Consider the following 15,897-nt stretch of genomic DNA (forward strand, 5'->3'; position numbering starts at 1 on the left):
GAATTGCCTCCGACCCAACCCGCCGAAGCAGGCCAGGCACGGGGTCAAAATAATTGGCATTGACAATGTGCACGCTGTTGAGTTCTCAAGGACCAGACGCACCCCCCACTCGACCCGGTGAACCAGGTTCCGCCAGAGGGGCATTGTGTTCTTGGTTGCCACCGGCAACTCGTCGGACCGAGGTCCCGTGGCTCATCCCGAAGGAGAGGGCCGGTGGAGTAGTCATCCTAAGCGTCGAAGCAATCGAGCGCAAGACCCGATCTGAACTTCGGTGGAGGATGGTCCCGCTTGAGGCCGGCAGGCTCTGGGCTCTCGCTCCAGCCGCTCCGCCGCACCTTTGGGGTGACGAGTAAGAACTCTACGCAGCAGCGGCGTGGAGCGCCAACCGCCTCACCACCCGGGCGTGTCGCGTTCTGCAACTCCCCCCCGTCCGACGGCACGGCCGGGCCCGGACGCGACGGTGCCCGGCCTCCGACAGGAGGCCGGGCACCGGTCCGCGACTGCGTGTCACCCGTCAGACGAGCGTCACGCCGGCGAGGGTCTTCTTGCCGCGACGGAGGACGAGCGCTCCCCCGGGCAGTGCGAGGCCGGACAGCTGCGCGGCGGCGTCCTCGGCACGGGCGTTGTTCACGTACACGCCCCCCTGGTCGATCGCGCGACGGGCCTCACCGAGGGACTTCACCAGCCCCGTGTCGACCAGGGCCCGTGCCACGTCGGTGTCGCCCGGGAGCGAGACCGTCCCGGGGAGCTCCGCGATCGCCGCGCGCAGGGTCGCCGCGTCGAGCGCCGCCAGGTCCCCGTTGCCGAACAGCGCCGCGGAGGCATCGATCGCAGCCTGCGTGGCAGCCGTGCCGTGGACCAGCGACGTCACCTCGAACGCCAGCACCCGCTGCGCCTCGCGCCGGAAGGGCTCGCCCGCCACGGCCTGCTCGAGGCGCTCGATCTCCGCTCGGTCCAGGAACGTGAACTCCCGCAGTCGCGCCACCACGTCGGCGTCCGCCGTGTTGAGCCAGAACTGGTAGAAGGCGTACGGCGAGGTCATCTCGGCGTCGAGCCAGATCGCGTTGCCCTCGCTCTTGCCGAACTTCGTGCCGTCCGAGTTCGTGATCAGTGGCGTGCCCATCGCGTGCACGGAGACACCCTCGGTGCGACGGATCAGCTCCGTCCCCGAGGTCAGGTTCCCCCACTGGTCGGACCCGCCGGTCTGCAGGGTGCATCCGTACTGCCGGTGGAGCTCGCGGTAGTCCAACCCCTGCAGGATCTGGTAGCTGAACTCGGTGTAGCTGATCCCGGCGTCCGAGTTCAGCCGCGCGGCCACGGCGTCCTTCTTGAGCATCGTGTTGACGCGGAAGTACTTGCCGATGTCGCGCAGGAAGTCGATGGCGGACAGCGGCGCCGTCCAGTCGAGGTTGTTGACGAGCCGGACGCCGTTCTCGCCGTCCGGGCTGAGGAAGCGCGACACCTGCGCCTGCAGCCGGCTCACCCACTCGGCGACCGTCTCCGGGGTGTTCAGGGTCCGCTCCGCCGTCGGCCGCGGGTCACCGATGAGACCGGTGGACCCGCCGACGAGCGCCAGCGGCTTGTGCCCGGCGAGCTGCAGCCGACGCATGGTGAGCAGCTGCAGCAGGTTGCCACAGTGCAGCGAGGGCGCCGTCGGGTCGAAGCCGCAGTAGTACGTGACCGGATCGCCGTCGAGCGCCTCCTGGAGTGCCGTCTCGTCGGTGGAGACGTGCACCAGACCGCGCCAGCGCAGTTCGTCCCACACCGAGGCGAAGGTGGGGTCGTTCTGCTGGCGTGTCAGGACATCGGGGTCGGTTGCGCTGGACACCCGACCATCGTAGTCACCAGGCCACGGCCGGGAGGCGCGGTTCAGCTCGGTCCGTCGACCGCGCGCTGGTGCCGTCGGTACGTCGAGACCGTCGGGTCGCCGGTGAGCCAGAACCGCCACGGGAAGGACGCCCCGCCCGCGACACCGGCGACGCCGGTTCGCGGTCCTCGCGAGATCCGTGGGACCGGCGCCGACGCGGCGGGGCCGGGCACGGTCTCGCGGAGGAGCGACTCGACCACGTCGGCCGGGTCGGCGGACACGAGTCGCGCCTCCAGACCGGGTGCCAGCGTGAGGGTGAACGGGCCGGACCCGTCGAGGAGCGATGTGCCGTCGTCCTCGCCGAGGACCGCGCCGAGCGCGCTCCCGAGGTTCCCGGGACCGCGCGCCAACGCGACGTCCGCGACGGACGGCCCGCGGCGTTCGCGTGCCACATCGAGCCCGTCGACCACCTCGGCACCGCGGAGGAGCGATCCGGACGACGTGCCGTCCGGTGCGCTCACGACGTTGACGCAGGTGTGGATGCCGTACGAGCGGTACGCGTAGAGGGTGCCGGGCGGTCCGAACAGGTGGCGGTTCCGAGGGGTCTGTCCGCGGTGCCCGTGCGAGCCGGGGTCGGTCGGTCCCCAGTACGCCTCGACCTCGGTGATCCGCAGCGAGACGCCGCGGCCGGTGATCGTCGCACCGAGCAGCGCCGGAGCACAGGCCGGCGCCGGCTCCGACAGCAGCGCGAGTGTCGCGGTCGTCATCGGGTGAAGGGTGCGCCCTCGGCCAGGTCGTGGACCCGTCGGGTCAGCGAGGCGAGCTGTCCGGTGACCCGCTCCGGAGCGGTCCCACCCGCACCGGCACGGGAGGCGACGCTCCCCTCGATCGTGAGGACCTCGCGCACCGCGGGGGTGAGGTGCTCGGACACCGCGCGGTACTCGTCGTCGGTCGGCTCGTCGAGCTCGATGCCGCGTTCCTCGCAGTGGCGGACCAGCGCGCCGGAGATCTCGTGCGCGTCGCGGAAGGGCACGCCCTGACGGACGAGCCACTCGGCGACGTCGGTCGCGAGCGAGAAGCCCTGCGGTGCGAGCTCGGCCATCCGGTCGGTGTCGAAGGTGAGCGTCGCGATCATGCCCGTGAAGGCCGGCAACAGGACCTCGAGCTGGGCGACCGAGTCGAAGACGGGCTCCTTGTCCTCCTGCAGGTCGCGGTTGTACGCGAGCGGGAGCCCCTTCAGCGTCGTGAGGAGCCCCGTGAGGTTCCCGACCAGTCGCCCGGACTTGCCGCGCGCGAGCTCGGCGATGTCCGGGTTCTTCTTCTGCGGCATGATGCTCGACCCGGTCGAGAAGGCGTCGTGGAGGCGGACGAAGCCGAACTCCTTCGTGTTCCAGAGGATGACCTCCTCGGCCAGGCGCGACACGTCGATGCCGATCTGCGCCAGCACGAAGGCGAACTCGGCCACCACGTCCCGGGCGGCGGTGGCGTCGATCGAGTTGTCGGCCGGGCGGGCGAACCCGAGCTCACGCGCGATCGCCGCCGGGTCGAGCCCGAGCGAGCTGCCGGCGAGGGCCCCGGCGCCGTACGGGCTCACGCTCGCGCGGTCGGCCCAGTCGCGGAGCCGCTCGAGGTCGCGGACGAGCGGCCACGCGTGCGCGAGGAGGTGGTGTGCGAGCAGGACCGGCTGTGCGTGCTGCAGGTGCGTGCGGCCCGGCATGATCGCCCCCGGGTGCTCGCTCGCCTGCTGGGAGATCGCGTCCACCAGGTCGATCACGAGCCGTCCGATCCGCCGGCCGTGGTCGATCATGTGCATGCGGCCGAGGGTGGCGATCTGGTCGTTGCGGCTCCGGCCGGCGCGGAGCTTGCCGCCGAGCTCGGGACCGAGGTCCGCGATGAGGAGTCGCTCGAGGGCACCGTGGACGTCCTCGTCGCCGTCGTCCGGCTGGAGGGAGCCGTCGGCGTGCGCGGCTTCGAGGCGGTCGAGACCCGCGAGCATCCGCTCGAGCTCGTCCGCGGTGAGGTACCCCGCCGTGTGCAGGGCTCGGGCGTGGGCACGCGAGCCGGCGACGTCGTAGGGCGCGAGCTGCCAGTCGAACTGTGTCGAGCGGGACAGCGCGGCGAGCTCGGCGCTCGGGCCGTCGGCGAAACGGCCGCCCCAGAGGGCGCCGGTGTTCGTGGCGTCGGTCTTGGCGGGCTGGGTCGCGTCGGTCATGTCGTCCTGCCTGGGTGGTCGTCGGTGCTGGTCGAGGTGCTGGTGGTGCTGCTCGTGCGGTGCTGGTGCTGGTCGTGCGCTACTGGCGCTGCTCGTGCGGTGCTGGCGCGTGTGCCGTGCGGGGTGTTGTCCGGTCCGGTCAGTTCGCCCGGTCGCGGCGGGCGGCCGTGCGGGCGGGGCGTGCCCAGGCCGTGGCGAGCGTGACCGGCTCGTCCGTGCCGGTCACGGCGAGCTCGAAGTCGTAGAGGCTCTGCCCCGACCGGCGTCCGGTCACGGTCGCGGCGCCGCCGTGGAGCAGGAGTCGGACGTCGCCGGAGACGTGCCGCTGGGTCTCCTCGACGAACGCGTCCAGCGCGCGGCGGAGCCCGCTCGCCCAGCGCCCGCCGTGGACGAGGTCGGCCCACTCGCGGTCGACGTCCTGCTTGGCGCGGAGGACGTCCCGTTCGAGCGTGAGCCGTTCGAGGTCCTGGTGGGCGGCGACGAGCACCGTGGCACCGGGGGTCTCGACGACGCGGCGGACCTTGCGGCCGTCGAGCAGGTCCTCGACGAGGTCGTGTCGACCGATGCCGTGTCGACCCGCGAGGGCATCGAGTTCCTGCAGCAGCCGGAGCACCGTGAAGCGCTGACCGTCCAGGGCGACCGGCACCCCGTGCTCGAAGGTGATCGTCACCTCGTCCGGGTCGGGGGCGTCGACCGGGTCCTGCGTCCGTGCCCAGCTCGCCGGGTCGGCCGCCGCCCACGGGTCGTCGAGGCCCGGATCGGTGACCAGTCGGCCCCACACGTCGTGCTCGGTGCCCGCCTCGGGGACGACGGCCGGGGGCACCGGGCGGACCTCGACCTCCGGGTCGACCCCGGCCACGGCCGCCGCGAGCGCGACCTCGTCCGGTGCGACGGTCACGTGTGCGACCGCCACCGCGCCGAGGTGCCGGGCCGTGCGCACGAGGTGGTCGGCCACGAGCGGACGGCGGAGCGCCGGGACGAGCGGGCGTCCCGGCCCACCGGCGTTCGCGCGGACGGCCGCGACGACGTACTGGTCGGCGTACTCGGTCTTCGTGTCGACCACGATCGCGTCCACCGCCCCCGTCGCACGAGCACGGTCGCGGACGGCGTCGACCTCGCGGGAGCGGCCACCGACGTCGACGACGAGCGCCAGGACCTCGTGGTCGACCCCGAAGTGCTCGACCGCCGCCGCCGGGTCGACCCCGGCGGAGCAGGCCACGACGATGCGGTCGGTCACTCGGTCTCCTGTCGTCGGGGTCAGGCGGACGTCGGTGCCGGGGTCGCCGGGGCACCCGTGGCGTTGGCGGCGAGCAGCCAGGCGAGCAGGGCCTTCTGCGCGTGCAGCCGGTTCTCCGCCTCGTCCCAGATGATGCTGCGCGGCCCGTCGATGACCTCCGCCGTCACCTCGAAGCCGCGGTCGGCGGGCAGGCAGTGCATGAACACGGCGTCGTCCGCGGCGTGCGCCATGAGCTCGTCGTCGACGCGGTGGCCGGCGAAGGTGTCGAGGCGCGCCTGCTTCTCGTCCTCCTTGCCCATCGACACCCAGGTGTCGGTGACGACGACGTCGGCGCCGGCGACCGCGGCCACGGGGTCGGTGACGACGAGCACGGAGCCGCCGGTCTCGGCCGCGCGGTGCTCCGCGTCGGTGACGACCTGCGCGTCCGGGCTGAACGCCTCGGGCGCTGCGACGCGGACGTGCATGCCCGCGGTGGCTCCGGCCAGCAGGTAGGACTGCGCCATGTTGCTCGCTCCGTCCCCGACGAAGGCGACGGTCTGCCCGGCCAGGGTGCCGCGGTGCTCGCGGATCGTCAGGAGGTCGGCGAGGAGCTGGCACGGGTGGAAGTCGTCCGACAGGGCGTTCACCACGGGCACGCGGGTGTCCTGGGCCATCTCCTCGAGCCCGGACTGCGCGTAGGTGCGCCACACGATGGCGGAGACCATGCGCTCGAGCACGCGAGCGGTGTCGGACGGCGTCTCCTTGCCACCGAGCTGGCTGTTCGCCGTCGTGATGACGAGGGGGCTGCCCCCGAGGTCCGAGATGCCCACGTGGAAGGACACACGGGTGCGCGTGGACGACTTGTCGAAGATGACCGCGACGGTCTGCGGACCGGCGAGGGGCTTCTCACCCCAGCGGTCGCCCTTCATCTGCGCCGCGAGGTCGAGGATCGCGGACTGCTCGGCCTGGGTCAGGTCGTCGTCCCGGAGGAAGTGGCGGGTCATGCGGAGGTCTCCTGGGTGGCGGTGCCCTGGGCGGTGCCGGCGTGGTGGGTGGCGGCGCCCTGGGCGGTGTCGGCGTGCTCGGCGGCGACGGCGGCGAGGCTCTCGCCGAGGATCGACACGAACTCGTCGATCTCGGCGTCGGACACGACGAGCGGCGGCGCGATGCGCAGGCTCGACTCGTTCGGGGCGTTGATGATGAGGCCGCGCTCGAGGGCGGCGGCGTTGACGGCCGGGCCGACGGGGGCTGCCAGCCCGACGCCGACGAGCAGTCCCGTCCCGCGGACCTCCTGCACCAGCGGGGAGCCCAGGCCGGCGATGCCGGCGCGGATGCGCTCGCCCTTCGTCACCGCTCCGGCGACGAGGTCGGCGCGCTCGATCTCGGCGAGGACGGCGTTGGCGACACGGGTGCCGAGCGGGTTGCCGCCGAACGTCGAACCGTGCTGACCGGCCGAGAACAGCTCGGACGCCCACCCGAAGGTCACGAGCGCGCCGATCGGGAACCCGCCCGCGATGCCCTTGGCGATCGTGACCGCGTCCGGGGTGAAGCCGTGGCCCTGGAAGGTGAACCAGTTGCCCGTCCGGCCGACACCCGTCTGGATCTCGTCGAGGATGAAGAGCGCGCCGTGCTCCTCGGTCAGCCGTCGGGCGGTCTGCAGGAAGCCCTCGGGCAGGTCGACGACGCCGGCCTCGCCCTTGATCGGCTCGAGGATGAGCGCGGCGACCGTGTCGTCGATCGCGGCCTCGAGCGCCGCGACCGTCGAGTCGATGTGCTCGACGCCGGGCACCATCGGCAGGAAGTCCTCCTGCAGCGCGGGCTTGCCGGTGAGTGCGAGCGCGCCCATCGTGCGGCCGTGGAAGCCCTGCCGCAGCGCGAGGATGCGGGTCTTGCGGCCGTCGGTGCCCTTGTTCAGTCGCGCGAGCTTGAAGGCCGCCTCGTTCGCCTCGGCGCCGGAGTTGCCGAAGTACACGCGGCCCGCGTCGCCGGCGCCGGTGATGCGCTTGAGACGCTCGGCGAGCTCGAGCTGCGGCGGGGTCGCGAAGTAGTTCGAGACGTGCACGAGCTTCGCTGCCTGGTCGGCCACGGCCTCGACCAGCGCCGGGTGCGCGTGCCCGAGGGAGTTCACGGCGATGCCCGCGAGGAAGTCGAGGTACTCGTTGCCGTCGACGTCCCACACCCGGCAGCCCTGGCCGCGCTCGAGCATGATCTTCGGCGGGGTCAGGGATCGCATGAGCGACGCCCCGAACCGGTCGTTCCAGGTCTGGGTCTGCGTCTCGGTGCTCACTGCTCGTTCCCCTTCTGCGTCGTGCTCGTGGTGTGGACCGATTCGTGACGGCCCGGGTCCGCTTCGTGCCGGCCCGGGTCCGCTGCGGACTCGGGCACGCGTCGGCCCACCTCGGCGTGGGTGTTCTGGTTCTCGGTGCGTCGGCTCGGGTCCGGGATCACCTCGGTGCCCGCGCCACGCAGGGTGAACACCTCGAGGAGGATGGAGTGCGGGATGCGGCCGTCGATGATGGTCGCGCCGCCGACCCCGCCGACCACGGCGTCCAGGCACGCGGTCATCTTCGGGATCATCCCCGACTCGAGCGTCGGGAGGAGCTCCCGCAGCTCGTCGACCGCGATGAGGTCGATGATCGAGTCGCGGTCCGGCCAGTTGCGGTACAGGCCGGGCACGTCCGTCAGCATCATGAGCTTCGCGGCCCCGAGCGCGATCGCCAGGGCACCGGCCGCGGCGTCGGCGTTGACGTTGAGCGCCTGCTCCGGGTGGGCGTCGTCGATCGCGATGCTCGACACCACCGGGATCCGGCCTGCCTCGATCGCGGCGAGGACACCGGACGGGTCGACGTGCGTGATGTCGCCGACGTGGCCGAGGTCGAAGTGCTCGCCGTCCACGACGACGCCCTTCTTCTCGCCGGTGAACAGCGAACCGCCGTCACCGAAGACCCCGACCGCCAAACCGTCACCGTGCTCGTTGACCAGGTCGACGATCTCGCGGTTGACCTCGCCCGCCAGGACGTCCCGTACCACCGTGATGGCCTCGGTCGTCGTCACGCGGTACCCGCCGCGGAACTCGGACTCGATGCCCTGTTCCTTGAGCGCGGCGGAGATCTGCGGTCCGCCGCCGTGCACCACGACCGGGTGCAGCCCGGCGTAGCGCAGGTAGACCATGTCCTCGGCGAACGCGCGCTTGAGGTCGTCGTTCACCATCGCGTTGCCGCCGAACTTCACGACGACGGTCTTGCCCGAGAACCGCTTCAGCCACGGCAGGGACTCGATGAGCGTCGCGGCCTTGACGGCGGCGAGCTCGTGCTCTTCTTCCTTGGTCAGGTCGTTCGTCATCAGCTGGAGTACGCGCTGTTCTCGTGGACGTAGTCGTGCGTCAGGTCGTTCGTCAGGATGGTGGCCGCGTGTGCACCGACCCCGAGCTCGATCAGCACGTGGGTGTCGCGCGGGGTCAGGTCGACCTCGTCGCTCGGCCGGTCCGGGGCGCCGGCGTGGCAGACCCGGACGCCGTTCATGCTCACGTCGACCGCGTACGGGTCGAACTCGGCGTCGGTCGTGCCGATCGCCGCGAGCACCCGGCCCCAGTTCGGGTCGTTGCCGAACACGGCGGCCTTGAACAGGTTGTTCCGGGCGACGCTGCGCCCGACCGTGACGGCCTCGTCCTCGGACACCGCGCCGGTGACCTCGATGGTGATGTCGTGGCTGGCACCCTCGGCGTCCTGCTGGAGCTGGCGCGCGAGGTCGGCGCAGACCGCGGTCAGGGCCTCCTGGAAGTCGCCGGCCTCGGGCGTCACGCCGCTCGCGCCGGACGACAGCAGCACCACGGTGTCGTTCGTCGACATGCAGCCGTCGGAGTCGACGCGGTCGAAGGTGACGCGGGTGGCTGCACGGAGTGCCCGGTCGAGCTGCTCCGAGGTCTGCACGGCGTCGGTGGTGATGACGACGAGCATGGTCGCGAGGCCCGGGGCCAGCATGCCGGCACCCTTCGCCATGCCACCGACCGTCCAACCGTCCTGTGTCACGACGGACTGCTTCGGCTTCGTGTCCGTCGTCATGATGGCGGTCGCCGCGTCCGGGCCGCCGTCGGCGTCGAGCGCCGCAGCGGCCAGGTCGACGCCGCGGAGCACGCCGTCGCGGAAGGTCTGGTCGCCGACGCCGATGAGCCCGGTGGAGCAGACGATGACGTCGCCGGCCCCGATGCCGAGGGCGTCGCCGACCGCCTCGGCCGTCATGTGCGTGGTCTGGAACCCGAACGGGCCGGTGAAGCAGTTCGCACCACCGGAGTTCAGCACCACGGCCCGCGCCACGCCGTCCCCGATGACCTGGCGCGACCAGGTCACCGGATGCGCCTGCGCACGGTTGCTGGTGAAGACCGCCGTCGCGGCGACGTCCGGGCCGTCGTTCACGACGAGGGCGACGTCGGGCTTCCCGCTCGCCTTGAGGCCGGCGGTGACGCCCGCGGCGCGGAAGCCCGCCGCCGCGGTGACGCCCTGCCCGGTCGCCACGGTCTGGAGGCCCGGCCCGGATCCGTCGTTCTTGCTCACGTCGGTCACGGTGCGACTCCGTCCACGCTCAGCCCGAGGGTCTCCGGGAAGCCCAGGGCGATGTTGGCCGACTGCACGGCCGCGCCCGCGGTGCCCTTGGCCAGGTTGTCGAGGGCGCTCACCGCGACGACGCGGCCGGCTGCCTCGTCGACGGCGATGCCGACCAGCGCGGTGTTCGCGCCTACGGTGTCCGCGGTCCGGGGGAACTCGCCCTCGGGCAGCAGGTGCACGAAGGGCTCGTCCGCGTAGGCCTGCTCCCAGGCGAGCCGCACGTCGCGGGCGCTCACGCCGGGCGAGAGCTTCGCGGTGGTCGTCGCGAGGATGCCGCGCGACATCGGGACGAGCACGGGGGTGAACGAGATCCGCACGTCGCCGGCGCCCGCGGCGACCAGGTTCTGCTGGATCTCGGGGATGTGCCGGTGCGTACCGCCCACGGCGTACGCGCTCGCGGAGCCCATGATCTCGGAGGCCAGGTAGGTGGTGGCGAGCTTCTTGCCCGCACCGCTCGGGCCGACGCTCAGCACGGCGACGATGTCGTCCGTCTCGACGAGGCCGGCCTGCACACCGGGCTGGATGCCGAGCGTCACGGCTGTGACGTTGCACCCTGGGACCGCGATCCGCTTCGTCGACGCGAGTTCGGTCCGCTGCCGGCCGAGCCCCGCGATGTCGTCGACGTCCCGCCACTCGTCCGCGGTGCCCGGTGCCGGTGCGGCGTGCAGCAGTTCCGGGAGCCCGTAGGTCCACGCGCCGTGGTACTCGCCGCCGTAGAAGGCGTCCCACGCCTCCGGGTCCGTCAGCCGGTGGTCCGCGCCGCAGTCGACGACGAGGGTGTCGTCGTCGAGCTCGGCCGTGATCGCTCCGGACTGCCCGTGCGGCAGCGCGAGGAACACCACGTCGTGCCCGCGGAGCTGCTCCGCCGTCGTCTCGACGAGGGTCAGGTGCGCCAGCGACCGCAGGTGCGGCTGCGTGGCGATGAGCGGCTGTCCGGCGTTCGAGAACGCCGTCACCGTCCTGACGTCGAACTCGGGGTGGGCGGAGAGCACGCGCAGGAGCTCACCGCCCGCGTAGCCGGAGGCTCCCGCCACGGCGACGGATACGGACATGGGTTCCACCTTTGGTCGGACTGGTCGTCGAGAGAGTCGGAGGCGGCGGCCCCGGGCGGTGCTGATCCGGCGGATCAGTCGCGCAGGGTCGCCCCGAATCGCTCGCCGGCACGTCGGACGGCGCCGTCACGGGCCTCGGAGGCCTCGGCAGCGGTCAGCGTGCGGTCCGTGGCGCGGAAGCGCAGCGCGAACGTCAGGGACTTCTGTCCCTCGTCCACGCCCGTGCCCCGGTAGTCGTCCACGAGGCGAGCATACTCCAGCAGCTCGCCGGCGCCGAGGCGCACCGTCTCGAGGACGTCGCCCGCCGGGACGTCGAGGCCGACCACGAGGGAGAGGTCCTGCGTCGCCGCCGGGTAGGACACGATCGGTGCCACCGACACGAGTTCGGGTGCCGCGGCGACGAGCGCGTCGAGGTCGAGCTCGACGACGGCGACCACGCGGGGCAGCACGGCGGCCTCCGTCAGCACGGGCAGCAGTTCGCCCGCGACGCCGACCACGGTGTCCCCGACGAGCAGCGAGGCCGCGCGACCCGGGTGCAGCGACGGGTGCGTCGTCTGCGCGACGCGGAGCTCGACGCCCACGGCCCAGGCGACGGCACGGGCGACGTCGAGTGCGTCCGCGATGCCGTAGGGCTCCGGCTGCACACCCGGCTGCTTCACCACGCGGTTCCCGGTGAGGAGCGCGGAGACGTGGAACGGCTGGGGCGGGAGCGAGGCGTCGAGGGCGGCCAGGGTCTCGGGGTCCGGCAGTGCGGCGCCGACGGGGACCGTGTCCGTGCCGAGCCGCACGCCCGACGTCGGCAGGAAGACCCGCGAGGTCTCGTAGAGCGCCACGTCGACCAGTCCGCGCGACACGTTGCGCCGTGCGGCCTCCACGAGCGCGGGCAGACCGCTGCGCCGGAGCAGCGACTGCTCGCTGTCGAGGGCGTTCGCGAGCACGACGCTCGGGCCGCCGTCGCCGTCGATGCCCGGGTAGGCGTCCTGCGTCGCCTGCGAGACGAACGGCGCGGTGACGACCTCGACGAGGCCGTCCGCGGCGAGGGCTGCGGCCACGCGGCGACGCGCCTGCTGGTGGCGGGTCAGTCCGCGGCCGGGCGGGGCCACCGGCAGCACGCTCGGGATGCGGGCGTACCCGACGATGCGGGCGACCTCCTCGACCAGCGTGGTGTCGTCGGTGAGGTCCGGACGCCAGCTCGGCGGCGTCACGACGAGCAGTTCGCCGTCGACGTCGACCGTCGCGCCGATCGCACGGAGGGTGTCGATCACCTCGGCGTCGGTGTACTCGACGCCCACGAGCTCGGCGGGGCGGGAGGCGCGCATCGTGATGGTCGGGCGGGGAGCGGCGTCGACGAGCGTCGACCCGAGGGCGTCCGCCGTCCCGCCGGCGAGCTCGACGAGGAGCTCGACGGCGCGGTTCGCCGCTGCCTCGGCCACGAGCGGGTCGACACCACGCTCGAAGCGTCGCGAGGCCTCGCTCGGCAGCTTGTGCCGGCGGGCGGTCCGGGCGATGGAGACCTGGTCGAAGCCGGCGGCCTCGATGAGGACGTCGGTCGTGGTCCCGGAGATCTCCGTACGGGCGCCGCCCATCACACCGGCGAGGCCGACCGGACCGTCGTCGTCGGTGATGACGAGGTCCTCGGGGTCGAGGGTGCGGGTGACGTCGTCGAGGGTGGTCAGGGTCTCCCCCGCGGCCGCACGCCGGACCCCGAGCCCGCCGACGACCTTCCCGAGGTCGTAGCCGTGCAGGGGCTGTCCGAGCTCGAACATGACGTAGTTCGTGACGTCGACCGGCAGGGAGATCGAGCGGACGCCCGCCAGCGCCAAGCGGGAGACCATCCACGCCGGGGTCGTCGCCGTCGGGTCGATGCCGCGCACGACCCGGGTGACGAAGGTGTGCGCGCCGACCCGGCCGCGGATCGGGGCCCGGTCGTCGATGACGACGCGGAAGCCCTCGCCCGTGCGGGGCGTCACGCGCTCCGCCGGGTCGTGGAAGCTGGCGCCCGTGGCGTGGGCGTACTCGCGGGCGACACCGCGCATGCTCATCACGTAGCCGCGGTCCGGCGTGACGTTGATCTCCACCGCGGCGTCGTCGAGCCCGAGCAGCGCGATGGCGTCGGCACCGACCTCGGGCTCCATGCCGAGGTCCGCGAACCGGAGGATGCCGTCGTGCTCGTCGCCGAGGCCGAGCTCGCGCGCCGAGGCGATCATGCCGTCGGACACGTGCCCGTACGTCTTGCGCGCCGCGATCGGGAACGGCCCGGGCAGCACGGCGCCGGGCAGCGTCACGATGACGAGGTCGTCGACGTCGAAGTTGTGCGCACCGCAGACGATGCCGCGGGGCTCGGGCTCGCCGACGTCGACCTGGCACCAATTGATCGTCTTGCCGTTCTTCTGCGGCTCCGGCTCCCGCGACAGCACCCGGCCGACCACGATCGGTCCGGTGAGGTCGTAGGTGTGGACGTCCTCTTCCTCGAAGCCGACCGACACGAGTGCCGCGTGGACGTGCTCGAGGCTGACGTCGTCGGGCAGGTCGACGGACTCGCCGAGCCAACGGAGTGGGACGCGCATCAGACCACCGTTCCGAACTGCTGCGAGAAGCGGATGTCGCCCTCGAGGAAGTCACGCATGTCGTTGAGCCCGTTGCGGAACTGCAGCGTCCGCTCGATGCCCATGCCGAACGCGAAGCCCTGGTACTCGTCCGGGTCGATCCCGGCCGAGCGCAGGACGTTGGGGTTCACCATGCCGCAGCCGCCCCACTCGACCCACCGGGCGCCGCCCTTGGCGTTCGGCTGCCAGACGTCCATCTCGGCGCTGGGCTCGGTGAAGGGGAAGTAGTTCGGGCGGAGGCGGATCTGGGCCTCGGCGCCGAACATCTGGCGGGCGAAGTGCTCGAGCGTGCCGCGCAGGTGCGCCATCGTCAGGCCCCTGTCGATCGCGATGCCCTCGACCTGGGTGAAGACCGGCAGGTGCGTCGCGTCGAGCTCGTCGGCTCGGTACACGCGCCCCGGGGCGATCACGTAGAGCGGGAGGTCGCGCGACAGGAGCGAGCGGACCTGCACCGGGGAGGTGTGCGTCCGCATCACGAGGTGCCGGTCGACCGGCTCGACGAAGATCGTGTCCGCCATCGCTCGGGCGGGGTGGTCCGGGTCGAAGTTCAGGGCGTCGAAGTTGAACCACTCGTGCTCGAGCTCCGGGCCTTCGGCAACCTCCCACCCCATGCCGACGAAGATGTCGGCGACGGTCTCGTTGAGGACCGAGAGCGGGTGCCGGGAACCGGGCGTCCGACGGGCCGGCAGCGCCGTGACGTCGACGCGCTCGGCATCGAGCCGGGCGCGCTCCTCGGCCTCGGCCAGGACGGTCTCCTGCGCGGCGATCGCCTGGTAGACCTGCCCGCGGGCCTGGCCGACGAGCTTGCCGGCCGCGGCCTTCTGCTCCTTCGGCACGCTGCGCATCGCGGCGTTCATCCGCGCGAGCGGGGACTGCTCGCCGGTGTGCTCGGCCCTGGCCTGCTTCAGCTCGGCCACGGTCGTCGCGGCAAGGACGGCGGCGAGTGCCTCGTCCACGGCGGCGGCGACGGCCGTTTCGCTGATCTCGAGGTGTTCTGACACGAGGCCCAAGCCTACCGGCCGCCGGGATACCGCCGCCCTGCACCGGACGGACGGCGTACATCCGGCTCGGCGGGACCCCGGTGGAGGACTAGCGGGTCCGTTGCGCGAACGCCGACTCGTACAGGCACACCGAGGCCGCCGTGGCGAGGTTCATCGACTCGGCCTGCCCGTAGATCGGGACCTTGACCGCCCGGTCGACCAGCGCGAGGTCCTCGCTCGTGAGACCGCGGGCCTCGTTGCCGAACACCCACGCGGTCGGGCCGTCGAGCATCCCGTCGGCGCGGACCTCCGGCAGGTCGTCGCCGGACACGTCGGCGGCCAGGACCGTGTACCCGAGGGCCTTCGCCCGCCCGACGGCGTCGGCGAGCGTCACGCCGACGGACACCGGCACGTGGAAGAGCGAGCCCGTGGTGGAGCGGACCACCTTGGGGTTGTACGGGTCCACCGAGCGCCCGGTCAGGACCACGGCGTCGGCGCCCGCGGCGTCGGCGGCGCGGATGATCGTGCCGGCGTTGCCGGGGTCCCGCACCTGCTCGAGGATGGCGACCAACCCGGGCAGCGAGCCCTCGGTGGCGGACGCGTCACGGGCCTCCAGACCGTCCGCACCGGGGTCGGGGAAGACGTCGCGGACCGACGTCGGGAACTGCTGGCAGACCGCGACGACACCCTGCGGCGTGACGGTGTCCGCCATCGTCTCGAGCACCTGCTCCGTCACGAACCACGTGTCGACCGGGGCGTCGTCGAGGCCGTAGCGGGCCGCGGCCGTCGGCGTCACGTACAGCTCGCGGAGGAGCTCCGGACGGTACTCGATCGCCTCGCGCACCGCCTGCGGGCCCTCGAGCAGGAACAGGCCGGTGTCGGCGCGGACGTCCTTCTTCGCGAGGGCCGCGACCGCCCTGACGCGGCCGGACTTCGGGTTCTCGAGGAGATCGCTCACGCCACCAGTCTAGGAACGACGAGACCCCCGTCGGGAACGACGGGGGTCTCGTGCGCAGGAGTCCTGACTACGCGGCCTTCGGGGCCGAGGTGTCGGCCGGCAGCGCGTTCTTCGCGGTGGCGACGAGCGCCGCGAACGTCTCGGGGTTGTTCACCGCGAGGTCCGCGAGGATGCGACGGTCGACCTCGACGCCGGCCAGGTTCAGGCCCTGGATGAGGCGGTTGTAGGTCAGGCCGTTCGCACGCGACGCGGCGTTGATGCGCTGGATCCACAGGCGACGGAACTCGCCCTTCTTCGCGTGGCGGTCACGGTACGCGTAGACGAGGGAGTGGGTGACCTGCTCCTTCGCCTTGCGGTACAGGCGCGAACGCTGGCCGCGGTAGCCCTCGGCGCGCTCGAGGATGACGCGACGCTTCTTGGCGGCGTTGACCGCTCTCTTGACACGTGCCATTGATCTGTTCCTTT

13 protein-coding genes are annotated in these 15,897 nt (G+C 72.3%); all 13 read right to left on the bottom strand.

The genetic code is table 11. From position 1 onward, the window contains the following. Positions 1–514: 514 nt before the first annotated feature. Positions 515–1,828: a tyrosine--tRNA ligase gene (gene tyrS, locus DEJ23_RS14090; RefSeq protein ID WP_111240869.1), complete on the bottom strand. Its 1,314-nt coding sequence runs from the start codon at positions 1,826–1,828 to the stop codon at positions 515–517. A gap of 41 nt (positions 1,829–1,869) precedes the next feature. After that, a complete protein-coding gene (locus tag DEJ23_RS14095) occupies positions 1,870–2,574 on the bottom strand; it encodes a DNA-3-methyladenine glycosylase (protein WP_111240870.1) in 705 nt (234 codons plus the stop codon). After that, on the bottom strand, positions 2,571–4,019 hold the full coding sequence (argH, locus tag DEJ23_RS14100) for an argininosuccinate lyase (protein ID WP_111240871.1): 1,449 nt from the start codon (positions 4,017–4,019) through the stop codon (positions 2,571–2,573). The genes DEJ23_RS14095 and argH overlap by 4 nt, the downstream gene beginning before the upstream one ends. A 139-nt stretch (positions 4,020–4,158) precedes the next feature. Beyond that, positions 4,159–5,256, bottom strand: a complete 1,098-nt coding sequence (locus DEJ23_RS14105) for an argininosuccinate synthase domain-containing protein (RefSeq protein ID WP_111240872.1) — start codon at positions 5,254–5,256, stop codon at positions 4,159–4,161. Between the two features lie 20 nt (positions 5,257–5,276). Beyond that, on the bottom strand, positions 5,277–6,239 hold the full coding sequence (argF, locus tag DEJ23_RS14110) for an ornithine carbamoyltransferase (protein ID WP_111240873.1): 963 nt from the start codon (positions 6,237–6,239) through the stop codon (positions 5,277–5,279). Further along, on the bottom strand, positions 6,236–7,522 hold the full coding sequence (locus DEJ23_RS14115; protein WP_258375576.1) for an acetylornithine transaminase: 1,287 nt from the start codon (positions 7,520–7,522) through the stop codon (positions 6,236–6,238). The genes argF and DEJ23_RS14115 overlap by 4 nt, the downstream gene beginning before the upstream one ends. Further along, positions 7,519–8,577 (bottom strand): acetylglutamate kinase, encoded by a 1,059-nt coding sequence (gene argB, locus DEJ23_RS14120; RefSeq protein WP_258375577.1) that lies wholly within the window; start codon positions 8,575–8,577, stop codon positions 7,519–7,521. The genes DEJ23_RS14115 and argB overlap by 4 nt, the downstream gene beginning before the upstream one ends. Continuing rightward, entirely contained in the window at positions 8,577–9,785 is a 1,209-nt protein-coding gene (gene argJ / locus DEJ23_RS14125) for a bifunctional glutamate N-acetyltransferase/amino-acid acetyltransferase ArgJ (protein WP_258375578.1), read from the bottom strand. Before argJ ends, argB begins: the two co-directional genes overlap by 1 nt. A 5-nt stretch (positions 9,786–9,790) precedes the next feature. Next, positions 9,791–10,888, bottom strand: coding sequence for an N-acetyl-gamma-glutamyl-phosphate reductase (locus DEJ23_RS14130; protein WP_111240874.1), 1,098 nt, complete (start codon positions 10,886–10,888; stop codon positions 9,791–9,793). Positions 10,889–10,962: 74 nt separating this feature from the next. Further along, positions 10,963–13,455, bottom strand: coding sequence for a phenylalanine--tRNA ligase subunit beta (gene pheT, locus DEJ23_RS14135; RefSeq protein WP_111240875.1), 2,493 nt, complete (start codon positions 13,453–13,455; stop codon positions 10,963–10,965). Then, positions 13,455–14,495, bottom strand: a complete 1,041-nt coding sequence (gene pheS / locus DEJ23_RS14140) for a phenylalanine--tRNA ligase subunit alpha (RefSeq protein WP_111240902.1) — start codon at positions 14,493–14,495, stop codon at positions 13,455–13,457. The genes pheT and pheS overlap by 1 nt, the downstream gene beginning before the upstream one ends. Before the next feature lie 88 nt (positions 14,496–14,583). Beyond that, entirely contained in the window at positions 14,584–15,432 is an 849-nt protein-coding gene (locus tag DEJ23_RS14145) for an RNA methyltransferase (RefSeq protein WP_111240876.1), read from the bottom strand. 67 nt (positions 15,433–15,499) lie between these two features. After that, positions 15,500–15,883, bottom strand: coding sequence for a 50S ribosomal protein L20 (rplT, locus tag DEJ23_RS14150; protein ID WP_111240877.1), 384 nt, complete (start codon positions 15,881–15,883; stop codon positions 15,500–15,502). Positions 15,884–15,897: the final 14 nt, after the last annotated feature.

The sequence above is a fragment of the Curtobacterium sp. MCSS17_008 genome, assembly GCF_003234185.1.
GTDB lineage: Bacteria > Actinomycetota > Actinomycetes > Actinomycetales > Microbacteriaceae > Curtobacterium.

Excerpts from the sequence above, each read along its gene's own strand:
- pheT (WP_111240875.1), bottom strand. The coding sequence starts at position 13,455 with ATGCGCGTCCCACTCCGTTGGCTCGGCGAGTCCGTCGACCTGCCCGAC.
- DEJ23_RS14130 (WP_111240874.1), bottom strand. The coding sequence starts at position 10,888 with ATGTCCGTATCCGTCGCCGTGGCGGGAGCCTCCGGCTACGCGGGCGGT.
- argH (WP_111240871.1), bottom strand. The coding sequence starts at position 4,019 with ATGACCGACGCGACCCAGCCCGCCAAGACCGACGCCACGAACACCGGC.
- DEJ23_RS14095 (WP_111240870.1), bottom strand. The coding sequence starts at position 2,574 with ATGACGACCGCGACACTCGCGCTGCTGTCGGAGCCGGCGCCGGCCTGT.
- argF (WP_111240873.1), bottom strand. The coding sequence starts at position 6,239 with ATGACCCGCCACTTCCTCCGGGACGACGACCTGACCCAGGCCGAGCAG.
- argB (WP_258375577.1), bottom strand. The coding sequence starts at position 8,577 with ATGACGAACGACCTGACCAAGGAAGAAGAGCACGAGCTCGCCGCCGTC.
- rplT (WP_111240877.1), bottom strand. The coding sequence starts at position 15,883 with ATGGCACGTGTCAAGAGAGCGGTCAACGCCGCCAAGAAGCGTCGCGTC.